24 protein-coding genes are annotated in these 23,233 nt (G+C 58.1%); 15 read left to right on the plus strand and 9 right to left on the minus strand.

Annotation, left to right across the window (positions count from 1 at the left end; translation table 11 throughout):
- The 4 genes from Q1B15_RS18525 to Q1B15_RS18540 form a co-directional block, all read right to left on the minus strand.
- A partial coding sequence (locus Q1B15_RS18525) for an efflux RND transporter permease subunit (RefSeq protein ID WP_299756556.1) occupies positions 1 to 1,433 on the minus strand: 1,433 nt, incomplete at its 3' end.
- 34 nt (positions 1,434 to 1,467) lie between these two features.
- Entirely contained in the window at positions 1,468 to 2,925 is a 1,458-nt protein-coding gene (locus Q1B15_RS18530) for an HlyD family efflux transporter periplasmic adaptor subunit (RefSeq protein ID WP_299756557.1), read from the minus strand.
- An 88-nt stretch (positions 2,926 to 3,013) separates the two neighbouring features.
- Positions 3,014 to 3,556: a molybdenum cofactor biosynthesis protein B gene (gene moaB / locus Q1B15_RS18535; RefSeq protein WP_299756558.1), complete on the minus strand. Its 543-nt coding sequence runs from the start codon at positions 3,554 to 3,556 to the stop codon at positions 3,014 to 3,016.
- A complete protein-coding gene (locus Q1B15_RS18540) occupies positions 3,553 to 4,317 on the minus strand; it encodes a uracil-DNA glycosylase (protein ID WP_299756559.1) in 765 nt (254 codons plus the stop codon). Before Q1B15_RS18540 ends, moaB begins: the two co-directional genes overlap by 4 nt.
- A 103-nt stretch (positions 4,318 to 4,420) precedes the next feature.
- On the opposite strand from Q1B15_RS18540, the gene Q1B15_RS18545 reads away from it, so the two are divergent.
- The 8 genes from Q1B15_RS18545 (at position 4,421) to Q1B15_RS18580 (ending at position 9,636) form a co-directional block, all read left to right on the plus strand.
- The gene (locus Q1B15_RS18545) at positions 4,421 to 5,380 is read left to right on the plus strand and encodes an aspartate carbamoyltransferase catalytic subunit (RefSeq protein WP_299756560.1); all 960 of its coding nucleotides are present in this window, start codon (positions 4,421 to 4,423) and stop codon (positions 5,378 to 5,380) included.
- A gap of 1 nt (position 5,381) precedes the next feature.
- Positions 5,382 to 5,951 carry a hypothetical protein gene (locus tag Q1B15_RS18550; RefSeq protein WP_299756561.1) on the plus strand — a complete coding sequence of 190 codons (570 nt, stop codon included), beginning with the start codon at positions 5,382 to 5,384 and terminating at the stop codon, positions 5,949 to 5,951.
- Entirely contained in the window at positions 5,948 to 6,484 is a 537-nt protein-coding gene (locus tag Q1B15_RS18555) for a hypothetical protein (RefSeq protein WP_299756562.1), read from the plus strand. The genes Q1B15_RS18550 and Q1B15_RS18555 overlap by 4 nt, the downstream gene beginning before the upstream one ends.
- A gap of 14 nt (positions 6,485 to 6,498) precedes the next feature.
- On the plus strand, positions 6,499 to 7,767 hold the full coding sequence (pyrC, locus tag Q1B15_RS18560) for a dihydroorotase (RefSeq protein ID WP_299756563.1): 1,269 nt from the start codon (positions 6,499 to 6,501) through the stop codon (positions 7,765 to 7,767).
- Between the two features lie 84 nt (positions 7,768 to 7,851).
- Entirely contained in the window at positions 7,852 to 8,481 is a 630-nt protein-coding gene (plsY, locus tag Q1B15_RS18565; protein WP_299756564.1) for a glycerol-3-phosphate 1-O-acyltransferase PlsY, read from the plus strand.
- Between the two features lie 4 nt (positions 8,482 to 8,485).
- Positions 8,486 to 8,926 (plus strand): DUF805 domain-containing protein, encoded by a 441-nt coding sequence (locus Q1B15_RS18570; RefSeq protein ID WP_299756565.1) that lies wholly within the window; start codon positions 8,486 to 8,488, stop codon positions 8,924 to 8,926.
- The gene (locus tag Q1B15_RS18575; RefSeq protein WP_299756566.1) at positions 8,923 to 9,183 is read left to right on the plus strand and encodes a hypothetical protein; all 261 of its coding nucleotides are present in this window, start codon (positions 8,923 to 8,925) and stop codon (positions 9,181 to 9,183) included. The genes Q1B15_RS18570 and Q1B15_RS18575 overlap by 4 nt, the downstream gene beginning before the upstream one ends.
- A 78-nt stretch (positions 9,184 to 9,261) precedes the next feature.
- Positions 9,262 to 9,636, plus strand: coding sequence for a hypothetical protein (locus tag Q1B15_RS18580; RefSeq protein WP_299756567.1), 375 nt, complete (start codon positions 9,262 to 9,264; stop codon positions 9,634 to 9,636).
- A gap of 740 nt (positions 9,637 to 10,376) precedes the next feature.
- Here the strand turns inward: Q1B15_RS18580 and Q1B15_RS18585 are convergent.
- From Q1B15_RS18585 to Q1B15_RS18600, 4 genes are read right to left on the minus strand one after another with little or no spacing between them, the layout of a single operon-like run.
- Positions 10,377 to 11,747 (minus strand): glutamate--cysteine ligase, encoded by a 1,371-nt coding sequence (locus Q1B15_RS18585; RefSeq protein WP_299756569.1) that lies wholly within the window; start codon positions 11,745 to 11,747, stop codon positions 10,377 to 10,379.
- Between the two features lie 59 nt (positions 11,748 to 11,806).
- Positions 11,807 to 12,310, minus strand: a complete 504-nt coding sequence (locus Q1B15_RS18590) for a hypothetical protein (protein WP_299756571.1) — start codon at positions 12,308 to 12,310, stop codon at positions 11,807 to 11,809.
- Positions 12,307 to 13,017, minus strand: a complete 711-nt coding sequence (locus Q1B15_RS18595) for a hypothetical protein (RefSeq protein WP_299756573.1) — start codon at positions 13,015 to 13,017, stop codon at positions 12,307 to 12,309. The genes Q1B15_RS18590 and Q1B15_RS18595 overlap by 4 nt, the downstream gene beginning before the upstream one ends.
- Positions 13,014 to 13,736, minus strand: coding sequence for a 16S rRNA (uracil(1498)-N(3))-methyltransferase (locus Q1B15_RS18600; protein WP_299756575.1), 723 nt, complete (start codon positions 13,734 to 13,736; stop codon positions 13,014 to 13,016). Before Q1B15_RS18600 ends, Q1B15_RS18595 begins: the two co-directional genes overlap by 4 nt.
- A gap of 13 nt (positions 13,737 to 13,749) precedes the next feature.
- On the opposite strand from Q1B15_RS18600, the gene ubiA reads away from it, so the two are divergent.
- From ubiA to Q1B15_RS18615, 3 genes are read left to right on the plus strand one after another with little or no spacing between them, the layout of a single operon-like run.
- On the plus strand, positions 13,750 to 14,724 hold the full coding sequence (gene ubiA, locus Q1B15_RS18605; RefSeq protein WP_299756577.1) for a 4-hydroxybenzoate octaprenyltransferase: 975 nt from the start codon (positions 13,750 to 13,752) through the stop codon (positions 14,722 to 14,724).
- Between the two features lie 35 nt (positions 14,725 to 14,759).
- On the plus strand, positions 14,760 to 16,646 hold the full coding sequence (locus tag Q1B15_RS18610; RefSeq protein ID WP_299756579.1) for an OmpA family protein: 1,887 nt from the start codon (positions 14,760 to 14,762) through the stop codon (positions 16,644 to 16,646).
- On the plus strand, positions 16,643 to 16,972 hold the full coding sequence (locus Q1B15_RS18615) for a hypothetical protein (RefSeq protein WP_299756581.1): 330 nt from the start codon (positions 16,643 to 16,645) through the stop codon (positions 16,970 to 16,972). Before Q1B15_RS18610 ends, Q1B15_RS18615 begins: the two co-directional genes overlap by 4 nt.
- A 3-nt stretch (positions 16,973 to 16,975) precedes the next feature.
- On the opposite strand, the gene Q1B15_RS18620 is transcribed toward Q1B15_RS18615, so the two are convergent.
- Positions 16,976 to 17,227 (minus strand): Lrp/AsnC ligand binding domain-containing protein, encoded by a 252-nt coding sequence (locus tag Q1B15_RS18620; RefSeq protein WP_299756583.1) that lies wholly within the window; start codon positions 17,225 to 17,227, stop codon positions 16,976 to 16,978.
- 183 nt (positions 17,228 to 17,410) lie between these two features.
- On the opposite strand from Q1B15_RS18620, the gene Q1B15_RS18625 reads away from it, so the two are divergent.
- The 4 genes from Q1B15_RS18625 to Q1B15_RS18640 all read left to right on the plus strand — a co-directional run bounded on the left by Q1B15_RS18625 (position 17,411) and on the right by Q1B15_RS18640 (position 23,139).
- The gene (locus Q1B15_RS18625; protein WP_299756585.1) at positions 17,411 to 20,218 is read left to right on the plus strand and encodes a molybdopterin oxidoreductase family protein; all 2,808 of its coding nucleotides are present in this window, start codon (positions 17,411 to 17,413) and stop codon (positions 20,216 to 20,218) included.
- A complete protein-coding gene (locus Q1B15_RS18630; protein WP_299756587.1) occupies positions 20,215 to 20,967 on the plus strand; it encodes a 4Fe-4S dicluster domain-containing protein in 753 nt (250 codons plus the stop codon). The genes Q1B15_RS18625 and Q1B15_RS18630 overlap by 4 nt, the downstream gene beginning before the upstream one ends.
- On the plus strand, positions 20,967 to 21,836 hold the full coding sequence (locus tag Q1B15_RS18635) for a DmsC/YnfH family molybdoenzyme membrane anchor subunit (protein ID WP_299756589.1): 870 nt from the start codon (positions 20,967 to 20,969) through the stop codon (positions 21,834 to 21,836). The genes Q1B15_RS18630 and Q1B15_RS18635 overlap by 1 nt, the downstream gene beginning before the upstream one ends.
- 127 nt (positions 21,837 to 21,963) lie before the next feature.
- Positions 21,964 to 23,139, plus strand: a complete 1,176-nt coding sequence (locus tag Q1B15_RS18640; RefSeq protein ID WP_299756592.1) for an acetyl-CoA C-acetyltransferase — start codon at positions 21,964 to 21,966, stop codon at positions 23,137 to 23,139.
- The last annotated feature ends 94 nt before the right edge of the window (positions 23,140 to 23,233 follow it).

Here is a 23,233-nt window from a genome sequence, read left to right on the forward strand (position 1 = left end):
TCGATCAGCGATGCGATCAGAACAACGATCACAGTAAACGGAATATCCGAGATCAGATCCCCAAACCGCCCACCAATCGCCACCAGACCGAAAAATGCGATGATGGTCGTGACCGTCGCCGAAAACACTGGCGTAAACATCCGGTTAGCCGCCCGTTCGGCGGCAGTCGTCGGATCCTCGCCCAGTCGCCGCGCGCGATAGTCGGCATGCTCGCCCACCACAATCGCGTCATCAACCACGATGCCAAGCGTAATGATCAGCGCAAACAGCGAGATCATATTCAGCGTCAACCCTGCCATATACATCATCGAGATTGCGGTGATCATTGCGACCGGGATGCCCGCCGCAACCCAAAATGCGGTGCGCGCATTCAAAAACAGGTACAAAAGCAAAACAACAAGCCCAAGCCCCATCAATCCGTTTTCAAGCAGGATGTTAAGACGCGCCGAAATCGTCTCGGACAGTGTGCGGATCAAATCAATCCGCACACCCTCTGGCAGGGACAACGTCATATCTTCTGCAACGCCTTCGACCTGTCGCTGCATCCGGATCGCATCGCCCTGGCTGGAGCGATCCACGCGGATCGAAATCGCCGGATTTTCACCAACGAAGTACGCGCGATCGCGGTCAACACCCTCCACCCGAACCCGCGCAACATCTCCGACGGTCACCTGCGTGCCATCATTGCCCGAGCGAATAACAATCCCTGAAATCTGATCCGCCGAGCGCTTTGCGACACCCGTGCGCACCCGTGCCGCACCACTGACGTCACCGGCCGGATCAGTTTCGACCTCGCCCGCAATGGCGCTCGCTATATCGCGCATCGAAACATCAAACCGGATCAGATCAAGCGACGTGACCTCGATAATCGTCTCCGGAGCCGCCAACCCACGGATCGTCGTGCGCGTGACCCCCTCTGCGAAAAGACGGGTCACAAATTCGTCCGCAAAGTTCGCCAGTTGATCGACGCCGACAGGTCCGGTGATAATCACATCCGTCACCCGGTCTGACCACCGGCTGCGCCTGATCTCGGGGTCCTCGGCATCGTCCGGAAGGTTCGAGACCCCGTCCAACGCCGTATTCACATCATCTTCCGCCCGGTCCATATCCCAGTTCGGCTCGAACTCCATCGTGATCCGGGCCGATCCTTCGGACGACCGGGACGATGTTTCGATCACACCCTCTACGGCCTGAAACGTCGGCTCAAGTATCTGCACAATGCCCGCGTCGACATCCTCGGCACCGGCCCCGTCCCAGGCCACCTGAATGGTGATGTCGTCGGTGATGATGTCTGGGAAAAACTGCGCGCGCATCTTCGGAATTGAGTAAAGACCGGCCATCAGCAGCAACACCAAAAGCAGGTTGGCAGCCGTCTTGTGGCGCGTGAAATACGATAAAACGCCGCTTGTCGCTTTGCTCAGGTCTCTTGTCATTTCGACCGTTCTCTCTGCTACGCCAAACCGGCCACTAGCCGCCCATCCGAGATTCTATACGCTCAACAACACGCAGCGGAACCGCGTCTTGCCGAAGCTGCGCGAGAACCCGTGCCTTCGCCTCATCCGGCATGAACGTGTTGCCTTCGACATAGGCGACCAAGCGCGCGCGGCGATCAGGATCAAGCATAAGCATCTCGGGTCCTTCGGGGGCCTCGGCACCATCGGGACGGATCGGACGAATACGAATACCCGCACCCAGCAATGGGGTCCGCTCCGAAACAATCTCGCGACCCGCCAACCCGGGGGCTCGCACGATCACATCGTCTCGCTCACGGCGCAAAACATCGACGGAGGCCGTCTCAAGACGATCTTCATCGCCCAAAACCAGAACGAAACCACTCGCATCAACGGCTGTCGCCGGAAGCCGCACGACGCGTTCAAGGGGCGGCTCGTCAATACGCACGGACACGAAATCGCCGGGCCAGAAACCGGGCGCGGCTTCAAGCCGCGCGAACAGCAGGCGTCCGGTCTGGCCAGCTCCCACTGCACCACTTTCACGACTGATCACCCCTTTTGCCTCAAGATCGACCCCAAGAATATCAATCGCTGCGGTCATATCGGCACCGACAAGTCGTCCATTTTCCGTCAAAAGACGCGCGTACTGTGGCGTCGAAACACGAAACGAGACCTCAAGCGCTGCCGGGTCAATCAACTCGCCAATCCGCTCATTCGTCGAAACCAACCCGCCAACAACGGCCGTTACATCGTTCATCACGCCCGAAAACTCGGCATAAATCTCGGTATCGGCCAAGGCGCGTTCAGCGCGTGCCAAAGAAATCCGGCGCCGCTCCAGGCCGGTCACCGCCTGATCAAACCGGCTCTCGGCGCTCGCCTTGGCCTGCCGGCGTGACAAGACGGCCTGATCTGCCGTTGAGACGGCCAATTCAGCCGTCTCAACGGCCGCAACCGATCCCACGCCGCGATCCAAAAGGTCGCGCTGCCGGTCCAAAGACTGTGACCGCAGCCGTGCCTGCACTTCTGCCGCAGCAATATCTTCTCCGGCCAAAGCAACAGCGCGCTCCGCATCCCGCAAATCGGCCTCTGCTTCAGAGAGATCAGCTTGGGCCGTTTCCAAAGCAGATTGCGCCTCGGCGGGGTCGACACGCGCCAGCAAATCGCCCTTTTGCACCTGCCCGCCGTTTTCAAACGTCTCGGACAACCAAATGACCGCACCGCTTGTTGCGGCACGCAGTTCAAGCGTGCGCCGTGCCCGCACTTCGCCAAACGTCGACAAAACCGGACGGAGGGTCTCGGGCGCAATTATCATTACCCTGGCCGCGAAGATGCGTTCGCGCGCAGGTCTCTGACCCGGCTCTTCCGCCCATCGTGTCTGCAACGCACCATAAACCGAGCTACCCGCCCAAGCGATAAGCCCGGCAGTGACGGCCATAAGAAAAACACCCACCAACGATCGGCGTAGAAACTTCATGCTCTGTCCTCATACAGGTCAGCAACGTCTCAATATGAGGCCATTGCCGAAATTTGGCAAAGACCCAATACTTAAACGTTATACGGCGCTATTTCCGCCGCAGATGCTCTTCAAGGCGCGGCATAATCTCCACGAAGTTGCAGGGCTGATGGCGGAAATCGAGTTGATAGGCTAAAATTTCATCCCAGGCGTCCCTGCATGCCCCCGGAGACCCCGGCAAAGCAAACAGATACGTACCTTCAGCAACGCCTCCGCAAGCCCTTGATTGCACGGCACTTGTTCCAATTTTCGCCATTGATACATGCGTGAAAACTGTGGCAAACGCGTCGATCTCCTTCTCATATACATCGCGGTGCGCTTCCACAGTCACATCGCGCCCCGTCAGACCCGTGCCCCCCGTCGTCACGATCACATCGATGGTCTCGTCCCCACACCACATCCGAAGCTTGGCCGCGATGAGATCGCGATCGTCCGTCACAATGTCGCGAGTCGACAATATATGCCCTGCCCCTTCGATGCGCTCGACCAAAAGGTCGCCAGACCGGTCCTCTTGCGGGGTGCGGGTGTCGCTGACCGTCAGAACGGCGATCCGCACCGCAATAAAGTCGCGGGTATCGTCAATACGGCTCATGATTTCTCCCGAAGTCGCGCCTGCAGACTCAGTAAATCAGCCCAGGCATCTCGCTTGGCACTCGGGCTGCGCAGCAAATAAGCCGGGTGAAACATAGGAAGAACAGGTTTGCCGACAGCTTCACTCCACGCCCCACGCAGCCGCGTAATTCCTTTGCGACCCAATAGGGCCTCGCAAGCATGATTGCCCATGGCGACGATGATATCCGGGTCAACAAGTGCGATATGTCGATGCAGAAACGGCATCATCATTGCCATCTCGGCGGGTTCCGGATCACGGTTCTGCGGTGGCCGCCATGGCAGCACATTGGTGATGTAAAGCGCCGCGCCTGCATCCGGCGCATCCCGCGACAGACCGATCTGGCGGAACATTAGATCAAGTAGCTGCCCGGCTCGGCCTACAAATGGTTTGCCCTGCATATCCTCGTCGCGACCCGGCGCCTCGCCGATGATCATCACCCGTGCTTGCGCCTGCCCATCTGCAAAAACAAGCTGACGCGCGCCCTGCTTCAATTCGCAGTGCTCAAACGCCGCCACCGCCGCCTCAAGCCCGGCAAGATCGCTCGCCGAGTCAGCGGCAGCTTGCGCCGCGGCAACTGCATCGATCTGCTGCGAAATCGGTGTGTCCGGCCCTGCCGCAGCCTTCGCTTTCGCAACAGGTGTTTCCAAAGCATAGCGATCAATCGCTTCTTCCGCGATTGCCTCGTCGGCGCCCATGGCGATCTGCCATTCCAGCGCGGCTTTCATCTCCCAGAATCCCATGCAGCGACGCTATGCCCAAGGCCGCGAAAGGTAAACTCTGCCAAACCGACTTTTCTCAGACCAAAAGACGTCCTATACACCGCAAAATCGAAGGAAGCCGCCCATGTCGTTTCGCGCCCGCCACCTTCTGGGGATCGAAGACCTCGCCCCTGACGAAATCACAACGCTGCTCGACCTTGCCGAGACCTATGTCGATCTCAATCGCAGCGCCGACAAGCATGACAGCGCCCTTCAGGGCCTCACCCAGATCAATATGTTCTTTGAGAACTCGACGCGTACCCAGGCCAGCTTCGAGCTTGCCGGAAAACGCCTCGGCGCAGACGTAATGAACATGCATATGCAGGCTTCCTCGGTCAAAAAGGGCGAAACCCTGATCGACACCGCGCTCACTCTCAACGCTATGCACCCCGATCTCCTCGTGGTGCGCCATCCCGATAGCGGCGCCGTCAATCTTCTGGCGCAAAAAGTAAACTGTGCCGTCCTGAACGCCGGAGATGGCCGCCACGAGCACCCTACCCAAGCCCTTCTCGACGCGCTCACAATTCGCCGCGCTAAGGGCCGCCTGCACCGCCTCACCGTCGCCATCTGCGGTGACATCGCCCATAGCCGCGTTGCCCGTTCCAACATCTGGCTCCTGGGCAAAATGGAAAGCCGCGTGCGCCTTGTTGGACCTCCAACCCTCATGCCCGCTGGCGCTGCCGAATGGGGCGTCGAGGTTTACGATGACATGCGCGCAGGCCTGAAAGACGCCGATGTCGTCATAATGCTTCGTCTCCAGAAAGAACGGATGGATGGCGCGTTCATCCCGTCCGAACGCGAATACTTCCACCGCTTCGGCCTCGATGCTGCAAAACTTGCATTCGCCAAAGACGACGCCATTGTTATGCACCCCGGTCCGATGAACCGTGGAGTCGAGATTGACGGCACGATTGCTGACGACATCAACCGCTCGGTTATTCAGGATCAGGTCGAAATGGGCGTTGCCGTGCGCATGGCCGCGATGAAACTTCTCGCTGACAATCTGAAGACCGCCCGCGCCGCGCCGAAGGGGGTCAGTGCGTAGAATGCAGGATGCTTGGGAAGACTGGTTTCAAAAAGACGAGCGCTTGCTCTGGCAAGGCGCGCCTGCGTCCGGCCAATGGAACTGGATTCGCAACGCCTTCATGACCGCCTTTGGGATCCCTTTCCTTGGCGCGGGGCTTTTTGTTTCCGGCATGGGACTTGGACATCTGTTCAGTCTTGGCGGGATTTGGGACTTTGGCCTTGGCATTATTCTCACCGCATTCGGCATACCCTTTCTCGCGGTCGGTGGAGGCCTCGTTTTCGGCACATGGCTCCACGACTACATGACGCCGACCCACACGCGCTTTGCGCTTACCAATCGCGCGGGCTATATCGCCACGCGCTACTGGAAACGGAATATGGACGTGGTTCCCATCACATCCGACACGCAGGTTGAAATACAGGAAAGCCGCAAAGGCCTCGCCTCAATTTACTTCGGGTTTGACCAATACACCGACAGCGATGGTGACCGCCAAACACGTCAGAAAGGCTTTGAAGGCATCATTGATGGCACGGCCGTTTACCGCCTGATCCGTGCTATCAAGGCGGGCGAGGAGGTTACCCCTATATGACCAATTTCGATCCCAACCACGTTGCCGCCACTGAGTTTGGCAAAGTTCGGCTGTTTTCCACCGAGCTTGACCCCGAAGACGCGTCCAACATCACCGCGCAGAACGTCCATCGCCTTCTGGGCACCAACATCGACCTCGACCCCGACAAAGTTGAAGTCATTTCATCAAGCGCCGTCGAAAGTATCGGCCTGCGCCAGTACCTGATGTCGGGCTATGGCATTGCAAAAGCCGACCTTGCAGGCAAAGGCGCCGCCCTCGATGCGCTCAAGGGACTGATCGTCCTGATCCCGACCTCCGCATTCAAAGGCCTCGAGCAATCCCTCAACGCGAGCCCTGCGCTGCGTTTCATCGGTGTCTTCACCGAGGAGGCCGCCGCCCCGGCAACACCAATGACCTCCCGCAAGAGCGCCGAAGGGGATTTGCCGCCCGGAAAGGGCCACGCGCGTCCTATTCCGTTGGCAGGTCGATCCTGGATCGGCGCACTCGGCGCTCTTATTATCGCTGCCGCTCTCGTTTTGTACTTCGTCCTCTGACCCAAAGGCTCCGGATGTCCGCAATTCTCTTTAAGAACGCTCGCCTGATCGACGCGCAGGCCGGAACCGACACTATCGGAACGCTCGCCATACGCGACGGCAAGATTGCCGGACCGACAGGCATGGACGACGCGCAGATTATTGACTGCAACGGCAAATGCCTTGCCCCCGGCATTGTCGACATCGGCGTGAAGGTTTCGGAACCCGGTGAACGCCACAAGGAAAGCTTCCGTTCCGCAGGCCTCGCGGCCGCCGCCGGAGGTGTCACCACCATGGTCACCCGCCCCGATACAACACCCGCCATAGACACGCCCGAGACCCTCGAATTCGTCCGCCGCCGCGCCAACGAGGCCTCGCCCGTCCGCGTTCTTCCCATGGCCGCCCTGACCCGCGGTCGTCAGGGCCGTGAAATGGCCGAGATCGGCTTTCTCATGGACGCAGGCGCCGTCGCTTTCACCGATTGCGACAGCGTTGTCACCGACACTAAGGTCCTGACACGCTGCATGACCTACGCGACTTCGCTTGGCGCCCTCATCATTGGCCACCCGCAAGAACCGATTCTCTCTGCCGGCGCTGCCGCCACCAGCGGCAAATTCGCCTCCCTCAAAGGCCTGCCTGCCGTGTCGCCAATGGCCGAACGCATGGGCCTGGACCGCGATATCGCCATCGTTGAGATGACCAAGGCGCGCTATCACGCCGACCAGATTACAACCGCCCGCGCGCTTCGCCGCCTGTCGCGTGCCCGCAATTCAGGCCTCAACATCACCGCTGGTGTCTCGATCCATCACCTGACGCTCAACGAACTTGACGTCGGCGACTTCCGCACCTTCTTCAAAGTCAAACCGCCACTCAGGTCTGAAGACGACCGTCTTGCCGCTGTCGAGGCCGTCGGTACCGGCCTGATCGACGTGATCTCGTCCATGCACACACCACAGGACGAAGAAAGCAAGCGCCTGCCGTTCGCCGAAGCTGCCTCCGGCGCCGTCGGCCTCGAAACGCTTCTGCCTGCCGCCATGCGTCTGTTTCACAACGGCCACATCGACCTGCCCACGCTTTGGCGCGCTCTGTCGCTCGCCCCCTCGCAGCGTCTGGGCCTCGATACCGGACGCCTTTCGGCCGGAGCGCCCGCCGATCTCGTTCTCTTCGACCCCGACGCGCCTTTCGTCATGGATCGTTCCAAACTGCGCTCGAAATCGAAGAACACCCCGTTTGACGAAGCCCGCATGGAAGGCCGCGTGCTTGGCACATGGGTTGCCGGCATCTCTGTATTTCCTGAACCATAGCCGCACGAAAAGCTAAGTTGCGCCTAGCCCCCTTCGCCAGATAATGTCCGAGAAAGCCAAAGCGCGCAGGAGACACAAAGCCCCATGCCACTCATCGAGACATCCGGCTTGATCCTGCTCCTCGTCGCCGCGCTCTCTTACGTCCTCGGGACCGTGCCATTCGGCATCGTTGTCTCCCGCATTTTCGGCCTCGCCGACCCCCGCAGCATCGGCTCAGGTAATATTGGTGCCACAAACGTCCTGCGCTCAGGGTCCAAAGTCGCAGCCGCCCTCACCGTCCTCCTCGACGGCGCAAAAGGCGGCATCGCAGTCCTGATCGCCCGCGCCGCAATCGGAGAAGACGCCGCGCAAGTCGCGGCCCTCGCCGCTTTCCTTGGCCACCTTTATCCCATCTGGCTTGGCTTCAAAGGCGGCAAGGGCGTCGCCACCTTCCTTGGAACGGTACTTGCCCTGTCTGCGATCATCGGAGCGGCCGCCTGCCTGATCTGGCTCGTCACTTTCGCAATCTTCCGCATTTCATCCTTGGGAGGCATCATGGCCCCTGCCTTGACGCCCATCGCCGCGCTTGCCCTAGGACACACTGACAAAGCCGCCGTCCTGGCCGTCATGGCCGTCTTCGTCTGGTGGCGTCACCGCGAAAACATCGCCCGCATCCTGAATGGGACCGAACCCAAAGTCGGGCGGAAAAGAGCCCAATCAGACGCCCCGGAGTGACCAAATGACCTTTAAACAAGCCGTCATCACCTGCCTCAAAGAAAAATACTTCTCCATAGATGGCCGTGCATCACGTTCGCAATATTGGTACTTCTGGCTCTTGTACGTTCTGGTCACCATCGCCCTGGCTCCGGTCGATGCGTTGCTGTTCAGCGTGGGTGGCTTTGGCCCGCTGTCCGCACTCTTCAACCTTGCGATGTTTATCCCCTTCATCACCGTCGCCGTGCGCCGCCTGCACGATCGCGACCTTTCCGGCTGGTGGATGCTCTTGATGCTTGTCCCGGTGATCGGGTCGATCGCACTCCTGATCCTCTATGTTATGCCCGGAACAGACGGCCCCAACCAATTCGGTCCCGACCCCCTCGACAACGGCGGTATTGCCGCATGGTCCGGCGACGACGAAAGCCTCTCGCCCACCTCCATTCCAAGGGTCGACCGCGAGTGACACCCGGATTTATCGAAACCTTCGACGCCCTTCCAACGGGTGGCTACGGCGGCACCTATCAGGGCCGCCGCTACCGCATCACGAAAACGCAAATGGCGGCTGGCCGCAGCCAGAAATTTGAGGCCGAGGAACTGGGCGGCAACGACTACATCAGCTTCAACCTCTTCCGCCTTGCGACCGGTCAGGCTCTTTTGAAGCCCTGCGAAATGACCGAAGCCAAAGTGACCGACTTCGTTTTGGGGGTCGTGATCGACTAAACTGAACCCAAACCGCCTTACTCTTCCGCCTATTCTGTTATTTCAGTTTAAACAGAAATGACTGGCAGCGGATAAACCGTGCACCTCACACCCGCCATGCAGGACTTCATTCTCCACTGGGCAGAGATGGGCGCGACGTGGGGCACAAACCGGTCCGTCGCGCAAATCCAAGCGCTTTTGCAGCGAAGCCCCACGCCACCTCCCGCAGACGAGATCGCCGAGACGCTTAACATGGCGCGCTCCAATGTTTTCACGGGCATCAAGGAACTGCAAAGCTGGAAACTGGTCACCATCGAACGCCGGCTTGGCGCGCGCTGCGAGCGCGAATACGCGCCCACTGTGGTCGCCCTTCAGCGCGTCGCGGACGAGGCCGAACCCGACCAAACACCCACCGATGTCAAAGACCGCATCGCCGTCACGCTCAAAACGATGGGGCTTTTTGACAAGGCGTAGCAAGACATCTCCCGCGTGGCGCAACACGGCGCAATCAAGCTTGGCGCTGGCATCGCCCGTTTCATTCCAAAAGTCGGTTAGCGCCGCTTTTTTTGAGTGGCTATTTCAGCGATGTCAGAAATGATCAGAATGTCCGAAGAGCGTGACAGATTTCACCCCATCAATCGCAGGGCTTTCATAACCACGCTGCTCGTCGCTGCGTTCAATGTTGCTTTGCCATGCTTTGTTTTTCGGCTCATCGGGGCGTCATTCGACATCACCCCTGGAAACGTCTTATTCTTGTTCGGCATGGCCGTCGTCGGCGCTGTCCTCGGTGCCCCGACCTGTCTGACTTTCCGAGCGCTTGCCTTTCGCTGGGCGCTGCGACGCGGCCAGAATGATACCCCACCCCAACAGTCCCACTCACGGGTCTGGGAGCACAGGCCGCTTCAATGCCCGTTGCCGTTCTCTTGATTGACTGGATCGAACCGCGCAGAACCCGTGCCCGATCGTCCCAATAGCGCTTTGGTTTTGCCTCAGAGGCACAACGTCATAAATCCGTTAACGTCCCGGAACCCTTTGGTAACGCAGCACCATATCTCATAGTTCCGGCGCCCCTCGCTACATCGCGCACCGACGTTACACCGACGCGATACCGACATCGATAATCCCAACGCTTTAAGGCGTTGGCGACTTCCTGCATTGCGTGTGGCGCATCTGATGCGACCGTTGCTTAGCGATTCAGCCAAACGCCTGAAAAATCAGTAGGAATATTCCTCGAAGACCCGCGTCACGTCACCGTTCCAATCCGTCTTATACCGCCGGATCAACTCGTCCGCAGGCAATTCTCCGCTTTCAAGACTGTCGTTCAAAGCGTTGAGGAAGTGCGTCTCATCCGGCAGCAATCCACCGGCTCCCGGCATCGCGCGCGCCTTCAAACCTTGCTGCGCAATATCAACAACTTGCCGTGCAAGATCGTGCATCTTCAACCCGTTCACTTCGGCCTCAAGCCCGCCAACAGACGCCTGCACGCGCCAAGCCTCCCGCGCCTCTGCATCCCAGTCCTTCACCAAGTCCCAAGCCGCGTCCAAAGCCCCTTGATCATAGCACAGCCCGACCCACAAAGCCGGCAAAGCACACAGCCGCCGCCAAGGTCCGCCGTCCGCGCCCCGCATCTCAATAAACTGCTTTAAGCGCGCTTCAGGAAAGATGGTTGTAAGATGATCCGCCCAATCAGATAGCCTCGGCAATTCACCCGGCAGCGCGGGCAGTTCGCCCTTCATGAAGTCCCGGAATGACATGCCCAGCGCGTCCACATAAACACCGTCGCGGTAGACAAAATACATAGGTACATCAAGCGCATACTCCACATAGCGCTCGAACCCGAAACCATCCTCAAAAACAAAAGGCAGCGTGCCCGTACGGTCCGCATCAAGGTCGCGCCAGATGCGGCTACGCCATGACTTATGGCCATTCAACTCACCCTCAAAGAACGGCGAATTCGCAAACAAAGCCGTTGCGACCGGCTGCAATGCCAGGGCGACACGAAGCTTCGTCACCATGTCGGCTTCCGAGCCGAAATCGAGATTCACCTGCACTGTGCAAGTCCGCCTCATCATCGACGTCCCCATGGTGCCAACCTTTTGCATATAGCTGTCCATCAGCTTGTAGCGGCCCTTTGGCATAAGGGGCATCTCTTCGTGCGACCAGTGCGGCGCAGCACCTAAACCAATGAAGCGAACACCGATTTCCCGCGCTATGGTCCGCACTTCGTCCAGATGGACGTTCACCTCATCGCAGGTCTGGTGGATCGTCTCGAGCGGCGCTCCGGAAAGCTCCAGCGCACCCCCGGGCTCGAGCGAGACATTCGCGCCGTTCTTTTCAAGTCCAATAATCTTACCGCCTTCAAGTACCGGCGCCCAACCATAGCGATCCCGCAAGCCCTCAAGCATGGCGCGGATTGACCGCTCACCTTCATACGGAAGTGGCTTCAAAGTATCGCGGCAGTAGCCGAACTTCTCGTGCTCGGTTCCGATCCGCCAGTCCTCTTTGGGCTTACAGCCCGCAGCAAGGTATTCAGCAAGTTGCTCGTGCCGCTCGATTGGCCCGCCGCCGGATTGTGGAATGGACATATGCGATCCCCTTGATGCTCGTTGTCAGAGTGCGTGAGTTGCCCGAAAGGCGCGTGAAGTCAACTCAAGCGCCTCAGTGGTTTTTCCCACACAGTTGTGCGTGTAAGCGGACGAACCCGCGCCGCATCGACCAATCGAGACGTGCTTAAGCCGGGCAATGCGGAAAATGAGTCAAAGAGCGCCTCGGTCCCTTCCGCGTCAACGGGGATCGTCAGCGTCTTACCCTGAGCGTCGGCGAGTTCCCACGAATGCGGCGGCACAGTCGCAATCCGCACAAGATCTTCCAGAGCAACCGCTCCCCCAATCCGGGGGCCAAAATATGAGATCTGGCGCTCGTCCACTTCAACAACCCCAGCGCCGCCGCCCTGCGTGCGAAAACGCGCGCGCTGTATCCCGATATACATCAGGATTGAGCCAAGGCTCATCATCAGGACACCAAAAATCAGATGCGCCCGTGTTGGCCCAAGAACCGTTGCCAAACCGACACCATCAAATGCGATCCCAACAATAGCTTCCCGCCAACGCATTAGGGTTTGGCGTGCTTGGGGACGAATAAAGCTCATCGTTGCGGCTCACGATCCAACGGATGCCAAAGGGACGGTTCCAACTTGAGGCTTTCTTCCCGCCAATCATAGGGTGCTCGGACGCGCTCGAACGCCATTTCCGTAAAGTCTCGGATCATCTCGACGTCATTGCCAACGCGTCGATAAAGCTTACCGCCCATTGTATCATAGCGATCCAAAGCAACGCCCAGTGACCGCGCGACGGGCGCGGATACTCTCGCTGCCTGCTCGTCGGATACTTTTGCCGGCTTGCCATCACGGCGGTAAAGACCCGTTGGATTGGTCTTAGTGCTTTCTTTTCTCTCAAGCCGCACAAGGCCTTTGCTCCGCCCAATAAGGTCCTTCCCGCCAGTCGCTACAAACCTTTTATCGTCAACAAAACGCCCGCCGCCCCCCCATGTCGAACCCTCTGGAAATACTGACAGAGCAGTAAAATAGGGCGGCCGTGAAACCACCGAATAGGCCCCTTCACTCTCATCGGACCAATGTCCGCTCAGCGTGAAATAGATGAAATGCTGGCCATCAGGGGACAAATCGCACCGGTCGAGATAAATACGCTGCTTGATCCACTGCCCATCTTTAAATGTATCCGTGTCCCGATGCCAAAGGATCATCCGGCACTGCGTCGACGGACCCTGCCGTAAAATCACGGCACGGTCGTTCTCGGTGGCAAAGAACAAATGCAATCGCACATGAGGGGCTGTCATCCCCAATCCCCAAGCGCTTTTTGCCAAACCGTCAATGCTGCAACCGCTGCGGTATCAGCGCGCAGGATGCGCGGCCCAAGCGCGACGGGGTAAGCCAGTTCCATCTTGCCCAGCCGCGCCCGCTCGGCGTCAGAAAAGCCGCCCTCCGGCCCGATCAGGATCGCCCAGGGCCCAGAAGCATCCGGGAGGCCAGCAGCTTCACCGGCGCGCGTCTCATCGCAAAACATCAAGCGACGCTCGGCAGGCCAATTCGACATGAGCCGGTCGAGTTTTTGCAGTTCTGCAACTTCGGGGACAAAGGTTGCACCACATTGCTCGGCCGCCTCAACCGCATGCGCCTGCAACCGATCCTGCCGGATACGCTCGGAATTGGTGAACGCTGTCTGCACCGGCACGATCCGCCCAGCGCCCATTTCGACCGCCTTTTCGACGATAAAATCAGTGCGCGCCTTTTTGATCGGGGCAAACATCAGCCACAGATCGGGCGGATTGGATTGCGGTGACGTTTGAATGCTACAAACGAGTTCCCCACCGCGTTTGCCCGCATGTGTGACTTCGCTGCGAAATTCTCCGTCGCGACCGTTAAAAACGGCAACCGGATCGCCAAGTCCAAGGCGCATGACCGCAAAAAGGTAATGTGCCTGTTTGGGTTCCAGAACAACCGATTGCCCCTGTCCCAGGGGCTGATCTACAAAGAGACGAACTTTCGCAGTTTTCATGGGATCAGATCATATGACCGGGACGGGCGGGACGCCAGAGACCAAAGGCACAGGGCAGGTCGCCGACGCAGTTAAGGGGAATTGGGTCGATACCATCGCTCCTGCGCCAGCACGCCCTTATCTGCGACTTAGCCGTGCGGACCGGCCTATTGGCACGTGGCTGCTTTTGATCCCCTGTTTTTGGAGCATTGCGGTGGCGGCCCTCGCAGAAGGCCGGTTCACCACACTGCATCTTTGGATCGCCCTTGGCTGCAGCATTGGAGCCTGGCTTATGCGCGGCGCCGGCTGCACCTGGAACGATATCTCCGACCGCAATTTTGACGCTGCGGTCGCGCGTACTCGGTCACGTCCTATCCCCTCTGGCCAAGTCTCCGTCAAAGGGGCGGCCCTGTGGATGGCCGCCCAGGCATTGATTGCCTTTAGCATTCTCCTCACTTTCTCTTGGACAGCCATCTGGCTTGGCTTTGGGTCGCTCGCTCTGGTTTGTATCTATCCGTTCGCCAAGCGGTTCACTTGGTGGCCGCAAATATTTCTGGGCCTTGCCTTCAACTGGGGGGCGCTTTTGGCTTGGGCGGCTGCCACTGGTTCGCTTGGGTGGGCGCCCGTTCTGATCTATACCGGCGGCATTTTCTGGACGCTGTTTTACGACACCATTTACGCGCATCAAGATACCGAAGACGACGCCTTGATCGGCGTCAAATCCACCGCCCGCTTGTTTGGCCAAAACACGTCGAAATGGCTTAAATGGTTCATGGCCGCGACCGTCTCGCTCTTAGGGGCCGGGTTGGTACTTGCCCTTGCCCCAACCGCCAACGCGCTTCAGCTGGCTATCGCGCTCGCAGGAGTCTGGGCTTTCGGGTGGCACATGATGTGGCAGCTCAGCCGACTTGACATCGACGATCCCGCCAAATGCCTCGCGCTGTTCCGCTCAAACCGAAACGCGGGCCTTATCCCTGTGCTATTTCTTGCCGTTGCGTATTTCGCGTGATTGCAGTGCCCCGCCGAGCGGACTAACAAAGCGACATGAGCGCAACCTCACCCATCGATTTGAAATCCTATTTGCCCCATGCTCTGGCGATCTTGATCGCGGGAGCCGGTTGTCTGGGCGTCGCGTTCTGGGCGAAGGAACGGATTGAACAAAAGACTGCGACCGACATCGGGCTGGTTCTGTCGCAAAGTGGGAACGATTGGGCGGAAGTCACGACGGATGGCCTTCAGGTCGCACTTTTTGGGACGGCTCCGAATGAGGCCACACGTTTCGGGGCGCTTTCAGCCGCGGGCCGGATTGTAGACGCGTCCCGCATTAGCGATCGCATGGATGTAACAGCGACTGCAGCCTTGGTCGCGCCGGATTTTTCAATCGAGATCCTAAAAAACGATAACGGCATTTCTCTGATCGGACTTGTGCCAACTGAATCCGATCCCGCCACCATACTTGAGCGCGCCCGTCGCATTGCCAGCACCGCGCAGATCACCGATCTGCTGGAAAGTGCCGACTATGCCCCGCCGCCCGGATGGGAGCGTGCTTTGACTTTTGGTCTCAATGCGCTCGAAACTTTGCCCCGCTCCAAGGTTTCTATTTCGCCTAACCGCGTGGCGATCACGGCTGCTGCTATCGATCCGGACGCCAAACGCCGGATAGAACGTGAACTAAACCGCGATGCGCCCTCCGGCGTCGCACTGGCGTTAAATATCACCTCACCACGCCCGGTAATCGCTCCCTTTACGCTGCGGTTTTTGAAAGACACGAACGGCGCAAGGTTCGATGCCTGCTCTGCGGATACAGAACAAGCCCGCGACACCATTCTGGCAGCCGCCATTTCGGCCGGCTTGACCGGAGACATCGCATGCCCGCTGGGTTTAGGCACCCCATCAACCCAGTGGGCCGAGGCCGCAGCCGCCAGCATTAACGCCCTGAATGCAATCGGCTCGGGCACCGTTACGCTTTCCAATGCCGACATTTCGCTTGTCGCTGCGCAAGGCACACAGCAAGTCCTATTTGATCGCGCAATTGGCGAGCTTGAAGGGGAACTTCCGGACGTCTTTTCCCTCAGCGCAGTCCGCCTTGAGAACGACAGCCAGATTGCCGAGGACGGAGCGCAACCGGAATTCGTCGCCACACGCTCGCCCGAGGGGCTGGTTCAATTGCGTGGACGCCTTGGAGATGATTTGACGCAAACCGCTGTCCGTAATTTCGCCGCCGCTCATTTCGGGTCGAGCAATGTCTACCCTGCAACGCGGACCGATACCTCGCTGCCGTCCGGATGGCCGACCCGTGTTTTGGCGGCTTTGGAATCCCTTGCTCTTTTGAATAACGGAGCCGCGATTGTAACGACCGATAGCATCAAGATCTCAGGTGTTTCAGGTCGACAGGAAGCGCGCGCTGAAATCACACGTATTCTCTCCTCGAAGCTGCCCGAGGGTGCTAATTTCGCTCTGGACGTCAGGTATTCTGAAGCCCTTGATCCACTCGCGGCATTGCCGACGCCAGAAGAATGTGTCGAGCAGATTAACGCTGCAGTCGCTCAGCAGAAGATCACTTTTGCCCCGTCTTCAACAGACATTGAAGATGATGCGATGGCCACGATTGACTCGATTTCCGATCTGCTGCGCGACTGTCAAACCGTGAAGATCGAGATCGGCGGACACACCGATAGTCAAGGACGCGAAGTGATGAACCAGCAGTTGTCCCAAGCGCGCGCGGACGCCGTTTTGAACGCGATTATGGCGCGTCGCGTTTTGACATCAAATCTTACGGCGAAAGGCTACGGCGAAACCCAAGCCATTGCCGACAATGACACAGATGTCGGACGCGAGGCGAACAGACGAATCGAATTCCGCCTTGTGCTGCCGGAACCGGTGGGGGAAGATACCGGCGCCAACGCTGCCGTAGAGGATGCCAGCCAATGAATGGCACCGAGCTCATTTTTGCCACAGCCGCTATTCTTTTCGTTGCCTTCATGGCCGGTTGGTTTGCGCATTGGCTGATTAGTAGGATCACACGGGTCACGCGCTCGGACATGGATGATTTGGACCGGATGGCGCAGGAGTTGCATCGGGCCGAGGAAGAACGCGATCAGGCGGTCACCTATATGCAGCAACGCGAGGCCGAGCTTTCCAACCGAATGGCGCAAACCGAAGCCGAACTGAACGCGGCAATGGAAGGTTTGCGAAACGCCCGCAACGAAGCAGAAGACCTGCGCGGCTACATCGAGCGCAACAGCCAGGCATCGTAAGTCTTAGGCGCCTTCAGTATGAATTGCCTTAAAGGTCAATGTTGTCAGCGATCTGTCGATGTTCGGAATGTCCAACAGGCCGTCGTTTAGATAGACACCGATGTCTTTGTCTTCTGGCACATAGATTTTAGCCATCAGATCAAAGTCGCCACTGGTCGAGTATAGTTCCGAGACAATTTCGCGCAAATAGATGTCGCGCGCGACCTCATAGGTCTTCCCTGGACGGCACCTAATCTGAACAAAAACGCATTTCATGGGCGTAGCTCCTTTGACGAAACCCTAGCCCCAGCACACCAATCGGGCAAGGCGACTCATCTGGACTTAACATCGCAATTCTGTTGGACCTAATCGTTGGACGGTATGCCTTTTAAATCAAACCGATGAATGGGAGTCGCGTCAGGCATAGAAGCCGGATATGACTTACCAAAGGGAGATATCATGCCGCAGCCATCGCTCGACACGTCACCGAAGGTATCGGACGAAATTCGGAAGACGACCTGTTACATGTGTGCCTGTCGCTGCGGCATTAATGTTCACATGAAAGACGGTCAGGTTGCCTATATCGAAGGCAACAAAGACCATCCGGTGAACCAAGGCGTCCTTTGCGCCAAAGGGTCGGCCGGGATCATGCAGCATCTGTCTCCGGCGCGCCTGCGCGCGCCGATGAAACGGGTTGGGCCCCGCGGATCTGGTGAATTTGAAGAAATCTCTTGGAAAGAAGCGTTGGAAACAGCCGTTTCCTGGCTGAAACCGATACGGGACACCGACCCCAAAAAGCTGGCCTTTTTTACCGGTCGGGATCAGTCGCAAAGCTTTACCTCGTTCTGGGCGCAGGGCTTCGGAACACCTAATTACGCAGCGCATGGCGGCTTCTGCTCGGTCAATATGGCAGCTGCTGGCATCTACACGATGGGAGGCGCATTCTGGGAGTTTGGTCAACCAGACTGGGATCGCACCAAGCTTTTCATGTTGTTCGGTGTCGCTGAAGATCACGATAGCAACCCGATCAAAATGGGTATCGGAAAGCTGAAAAAGCGTGGCGCGCGCGTTATCGGCGTGAACCCAATCCGTACCGGCTATAATGCTGTGGCGGACGATTGGGTCGGCATCACACCCGGCACAGATGGCCTCTTCATCCTAAGTCTCGTCCATTGTCTGATGAAAGCGGGTCGGATCGACCTCGACTACCTGGCCCGCCTCACTGATGCACCTTGCCTTGTAAACGGTGATGAAGGCTCCGACGAATTCGGTCTGATCCTGCGCGACGAAGCCGGGAAGGCTTTGGTCGTTGATCGCCGCACCGGCAAACCCGCCGCATTCGACGGAAAAGGCGTTCAGCCAGATCTTTCCGGCTCGTGGCGCCATGCGGGCTTCACCCACCGTCCCGTTCTTCACCATATGGCCGAACGTTACCTCACTGACGAGTACGCGCCCGAGACTATCGCAGAAAAAGTCGGTATAGACGCCAAGCGCATTCGTGCGATTGCAGCAGACATTGCGCGTGTCGCTTTTGATGACGCCATCGAGCTTGATCGGGAATGGACCGATTTCCGCGGCGAAACGCACAAGAAGATGATCGGTCGCCCCGTCGCCTTTCACGCGATGCGTGGTATCTCGGCTCATTCAAACGGCTTCCAGACCTGCCGCGCGTTGCACCTTTTGCAGATCATTCTTGGGTCGGTGGAAGTCCCGGGCGGCTTCCGTTTTAAGCCACCTTATCCAAAGCCTGCGACCGCGCATCCAAAACCGCACGCCAACGCTCAAGCCGGCAAGCCGCTTGATGGCCCGCACCTTGGCTTCGTGCACGGCCCGGACGATCTTTTGATCAACGACGACAACACAGCCAAGCGCATCGACAAAGCCTTCTCGTGGGAAAACCCAATGTCGGCTCATGGCATGATGCATATGGTGATTTCGAACGCGCATGCGGGCGACCCCTACAAGATCGACACGCTGATGCTCTACATGGCAAACATGGCGTGGAACTCGTCGATGAATACGTCCGGCGTCATGCAGATGCTGACCGATAAGGACGAAAACGGCGATTATGTGATCCCGAATATCATCTACTCCGACGCCTATTCATCCGAGATGGTCGCCTACGCCGACCTGATCTTGCCAGATACAACATACCTGGAACGCCACGACTGCATTTCTCTCCTGGACCGCCCGATTTGTGAAGCGGGTGCCGCTGCAGATGCCATCCGATGGCCTGTGGTCGAGCCGGACCGTGACGTCCGGGGCTTTCAGTCCGTGCTGTGCGAACTTGGCGGAATGTTAGAACTGCCTGGCTTCACCAACGAAGATGGCGGCCAGAAATACGCCGACTACGCCGACTATATTCAGAACCACGAACGCAAACCGGGCATCGGTCCCCTTGCCGGGTGGCGCGGCGATGGCGAGGACCACGGCCGTGGTGCGCCAAACCCGGACCAGATCGAGAAATACAAAGAGAACGGTAGCTTCTGGATCAGCCACATTCCCGAAGAGGCCGAGTTCTATAAGCCATGGAATATGGCCTATCAGGATTGGGCGGTAAAAACCGGTATCTTTGATGCGCCCACACCGTACATCTTCACACTCTGGTGCGAACCGCTGCGCAAGTTTCAGCTTGCCGCTGAAGGCAAGCATCGTCGCCAGCCACCGGAACATCTGAAAGCGCGTTACGCCGAAACGATGGATCCGCTTCCCATCTGGTACGCTCCGTTCTCGGACGCTGATGAACGCTTTACAGTTCATGCTCTGACCCAGCGCCCAATGGCGATGTACCACTCCTGGGGCTCGCAAAACGCCTGGCTGCGCCAAATCCATGGACGCAACCCGCTCTACGTGCCAACCAAGCTTTGGGAGGCCAACGGCTTTGCCGAGGGTGACTGGGCGCGGGTCACCTCGCCCCATGGTGAAATCACAGTCCCGGTCATGCACATGGCGGCTTTGAATGAGAATACCATCTGGACGTGGAATGCGATTGGAAAACGCAAAGGCGCTTGGGCGCTGGACGAGGACGCGCCAGAAGCCACCAAGGGCTTCCTGTTGAACCATATCATTCATGAGTTGTTGCCTTCTAAAGGTGACGGTTTGCGCTGGGCGAATTCCGACCCGATAACTGGCCAAGCGGCATGGTTCGATCTGCGCGTGAAGATCGAAAAAGTTTCTGCGCCAAAAGAATCTCTTCCGGCTCACCCGGCACAAAAAAGCCCGGTGCCCAAAGCGCCCGAAACCGTCAAACAGAAGGTGGGCTTATGACCTCACTTCCCACCCATACCGAAAAAACGCTTGGTCTGGTCATCGACCTAGACACATGCGTCGGCTGTCATGCCTGCGTCACGGCCTGCAAAGGTTGGAACACCGAAAACTATGGCGCGCCGCTTGCGGATAGTGATGCCTACGGAGCAGAGCCGGTTGGGAGCTTCCTCAATCGAATTCACAGCTATGAAGTCGAGCCAGACACGGGCGGGCCAGCCCAACTGTTCCACTTCCCAAAAAGCTGTCTTCACTGCGCGGACGCACCCTGCGTCACTGTCTGCCCAACTGGTGCGAGTTATAAGCGCGTGGAAGACGGCATCGTTCTGGTCAATGAAAGCGACTGTATCGGGTGCGGGCTGTGCGCCTGGGCCTGCCCTTACGGCGCGCGCGAATTGGATCCTTCCGAGAAGGTGATGAAGAAATGCACGCTGTGCGTAGATCGGATTTATAACGAAAACCTGCCCGAAGAAGATCGCCAGCCTGCTTGCGTACGGACCTGCCCTACCGGTGCCCGCCACTTCGGCGATCTCTCGGATCCCGAAAGCGATGTGTCCAAACTGGTTGCCGAGCGCGGCGGATTTGACCTGATGCCCGAACAAGGCACCGCCCCGGTGAACAAGTACTTGCCGCCTCGGATCAAAGACGAAGTTCCCGAATTCGACATTCTCGCCCCTTACCTCGAGCCCGTCGCAGAGGAGGCTGCAGGCTTCCTCGGTTGGCTCGACAAAACGCTTGAAAGGATCGGCTAATGCATCCGGCGCCGTCGATCATTATGTTCTCCACGCTGTCAGGTCTCGGGTTTGGCCTTTTGACCATGCTTGGTCTTGGGCTCCCGGACGTCAGCGGCTGGGTCGCATTCATTTTCTTTGCAGTCGGCTTTGCTTTGGCTGGGGGGGGATTGATCTCAGCCACTTTCCACCTCGGGCATCCGGAACGCGCTCTGAAATCATTCTCACAATGGCGATCCAGCTGGCTTTCGCGAGAAGCCTGGGCCGCAGCAGCTGCCATGGCTGTCATGGGCATTTATGCTGCTTTGATCATCTTCACCGATACGCGCATCGCAATCCTCGGTTGGATTGGCGCGGCGCTCTCACTGTTAACGGTCTTCACGACGTCGATGATCTATACGCAGTTGAAGACTGTGCCACGGTGGAATCACTGGTCCCCTCCGGTGCTCTTTATGGCCTACGCTATTGTCGGAGGCCTTCTGATGGCCGGACAAGTCAGCGTTGCGACACCTCTATTAGTGGCTCTTGGCGTTTTGCAGGTTTTTGCCTGGGTCGATCAGGATCGCAAAGAAGCGGCTTCAGATACGTCACTTGCGACGGCTACGGGACTGGGAACTATCGGTACCGTCCGGGCGTTTGAATCGCCCCATACAGGTGGAAACTACCTGACACATGAGATGGCGTTTCGCGTGGGTCGCAAACACGCGCAAACCCTTAAGATTATTTCCATAATCCTTGCTGTTGTTGTCCCGGTCGTGCTGCTTCTGCTGCCGTTCTACCACGTTTTCGCCCTGCTCGCGGTCGTGTCGCATTTTGCGGGCGTAGCTGCGCAACGCTGGCTCTTTTTTGCCGAAGCAAAACATGTCGTCAGCCTCTACTATGGTCGCTAACGGCATAGCGGGTATGCCAAAAGGCGCCGTTCTGGCAGTTGCTGTTTTTTCTGCAACTGCATAGGGTCCGCTCAAATTTGGTTGGGGCAATCGTTTTATCCAAACACGGACATGAGAGGAGACACACATGACCAATGTCGTTATCGCCAGCGCAGGACGGACAGCCGTCGGAAGCTTCTGTGGCAGCTTTGCCAATACGCCCGCACATGATCTGGGGGCCGCTGTAATTGAGGCCCTCGTCGAACGTGCAGGCATCGACAAGTCAGAAGTCTCGGAAACTATTCTTGGTCAGGTGCTCACCGCGGCTCAGGGTCAAAACCCCGCCCGCCAGGCGCACATCAATGCGGGCCTTCCAAAGGAAAGCTCGGCTTGGTCGATCAACCAGGTCTGCGGCTCGGGCCTTCGCACGGTCGCTCTTGGCGCCCAGCACATTATGTTGGGCGATGCGGACGTGGTTGTCGCGGGCGGTCAAGAAAACATGTCGATGAGTCCACACGCTCAAGCGATCCGCGCAGGCCAGAAAATGGGTGACCTGCAGTTTATCGATACAATGATCAAAGACGGCCTATGGGATGCTTTCAACGGCTATCACATGGGTCAGACAGCTGAGAACGTTGCAAATCAATGGCAGATCACCCGCGAGATGCAGGACGAATTCGCCGTTGCCAGTCAGAACAAAGCTGAAGCAGCCCAGAAGGCTGGTAAGTTTGATGATGAGGTCATCGCGTACACGATCAAGACGCGCAAAGGCGACATCGTGGTCGACAAAGACGAGTACATCCGTCACGGCGCGACCATCGAGAGCATGCAGAAGCTGCGCCCGGCATTCACAAAAGACGGTTCGGTTACTGCGGCCAACGCCTCGGGACTAAACGATGGTGCGGCTGGCGTGTTACTGATGAGCGCGGACAACGCCGAAAAGCGTGGCATCCAGCCACTTGCGCGGATTGCATCCTACGCAACCGCCGGCCTTGATCCATCCATTATGGGCGTTGGCCCAATTTATGCGTCGCGCAAGGCCCTCGACAAAGCGGGCTGGAGCGTTGCTGACCTTGATCTTGTTGAAGCAAACGAAGCTTTTGCGGCTCAGGCCTGCGCTGTGAACAAAGACATGGGTTGGGACCCTGCAATCGTCAACGTGAACGGCGGCGCGATTGCGATCGGCCACCCGATCGGTGCATCAGGAGCCCGGGTTCTGAATACGCTGTTGTTTGAGATGCAACGTCGGGATGTCAAAAAAGGTCTCGCAACGCTTTGCATTGGTGGCGGCATGGGTGTCGCAGTTTGCATCGAGCGTCCGTGAAAATTTGCGCGGCCTGATCTGGCCGCGTGGTGGTGAGGGGGCGCGGCCCCCTCTTGGCCTTCGACCAATTCCCCCTGAGGTATTTCAGAAAGGG

The organism is uncultured Boseongicola sp. (assembly GCF_937988555.1).
Taxonomy (GTDB): Bacteria; Pseudomonadota; Alphaproteobacteria; order Rhodobacterales; family Rhodobacteraceae; genus Boseongicola.

Coding starts and splice junctions, on each gene's coding strand:
- Q1B15_RS18530 (WP_299756557.1), bottom strand. CDS start 2,925: ATGAAGTTTCTACGCCGATCGTTGGTGGGTGTTTTTCTTATGGCCGTC.
- moaB (WP_299756558.1), bottom strand. CDS start 3,556: ATGAGCCGTATTGACGATACCCGCGACTTTATTGCGGTGCGGATCGCC.
- Q1B15_RS18540 (WP_299756559.1), bottom strand. CDS start 4,317: ATGGGATTCTGGGAGATGAAAGCCGCGCTGGAATGGCAGATCGCCATG.
- Q1B15_RS18545 (WP_299756560.1), top strand. CDS start 4,421: ATGTCGTTTCGCGCCCGCCACCTTCTGGGGATCGAAGACCTCGCCCCT.
- Q1B15_RS18550 (WP_299756561.1), top strand. CDS start 5,382: ATGCAGGATGCTTGGGAAGACTGGTTTCAAAAAGACGAGCGCTTGCTC.
- Q1B15_RS18555 (WP_299756562.1), top strand. CDS start 5,948: ATGACCAATTTCGATCCCAACCACGTTGCCGCCACTGAGTTTGGCAAA.
- pyrC (WP_299756563.1), top strand. CDS start 6,499: ATGTCCGCAATTCTCTTTAAGAACGCTCGCCTGATCGACGCGCAGGCC.
- plsY (WP_299756564.1), top strand. CDS start 7,852: ATGCCACTCATCGAGACATCCGGCTTGATCCTGCTCCTCGTCGCCGCG.
- Q1B15_RS18570 (WP_299756565.1), top strand. CDS start 8,486: ATGACCTTTAAACAAGCCGTCATCACCTGCCTCAAAGAAAAATACTTC.
- Q1B15_RS18585 (WP_299756569.1), bottom strand. CDS start 11,747: ATGTCCATTCCACAATCCGGCGGCGGGCCAATCGAGCGGCACGAGCAA.
- Q1B15_RS18590 (WP_299756571.1), bottom strand. CDS start 12,310: ATGAGCTTTATTCGTCCCCAAGCACGCCAAACCCTAATGCGTTGGCGG.
- Q1B15_RS18595 (WP_299756573.1), bottom strand. CDS start 13,017: ATGACAGCCCCTCATGTGCGATTGCATTTGTTCTTTGCCACCGAGAAC.
- Q1B15_RS18600 (WP_299756575.1), bottom strand. CDS start 13,736: ATGAAAACTGCGAAAGTTCGTCTCTTTGTAGATCAGCCCCTGGGACAG.
- ubiA (WP_299756577.1), top strand. CDS start 13,750: ATGACCGGGACGGGCGGGACGCCAGAGACCAAAGGCACAGGGCAGGTC.
- Q1B15_RS18610 (WP_299756579.1), top strand. CDS start 14,760: ATGAGCGCAACCTCACCCATCGATTTGAAATCCTATTTGCCCCATGCT.
- Q1B15_RS18615 (WP_299756581.1), top strand. CDS start 16,643: ATGAATGGCACCGAGCTCATTTTTGCCACAGCCGCTATTCTTTTCGTT.
- Q1B15_RS18620 (WP_299756583.1), bottom strand. CDS start 17,227: ATGAAATGCGTTTTTGTTCAGATTAGGTGCCGTCCAGGGAAGACCTAT.
- Q1B15_RS18625 (WP_299756585.1), top strand. CDS start 17,411: ATGCCGCAGCCATCGCTCGACACGTCACCGAAGGTATCGGACGAAATT.
- Q1B15_RS18630 (WP_299756587.1), top strand. CDS start 20,215: ATGACCTCACTTCCCACCCATACCGAAAAAACGCTTGGTCTGGTCATC.
- Q1B15_RS18635 (WP_299756589.1), top strand. CDS start 20,967: ATGCATCCGGCGCCGTCGATCATTATGTTCTCCACGCTGTCAGGTCTC.
- Q1B15_RS18640 (WP_299756592.1), top strand. CDS start 21,964: ATGACCAATGTCGTTATCGCCAGCGCAGGACGGACAGCCGTCGGAAGC.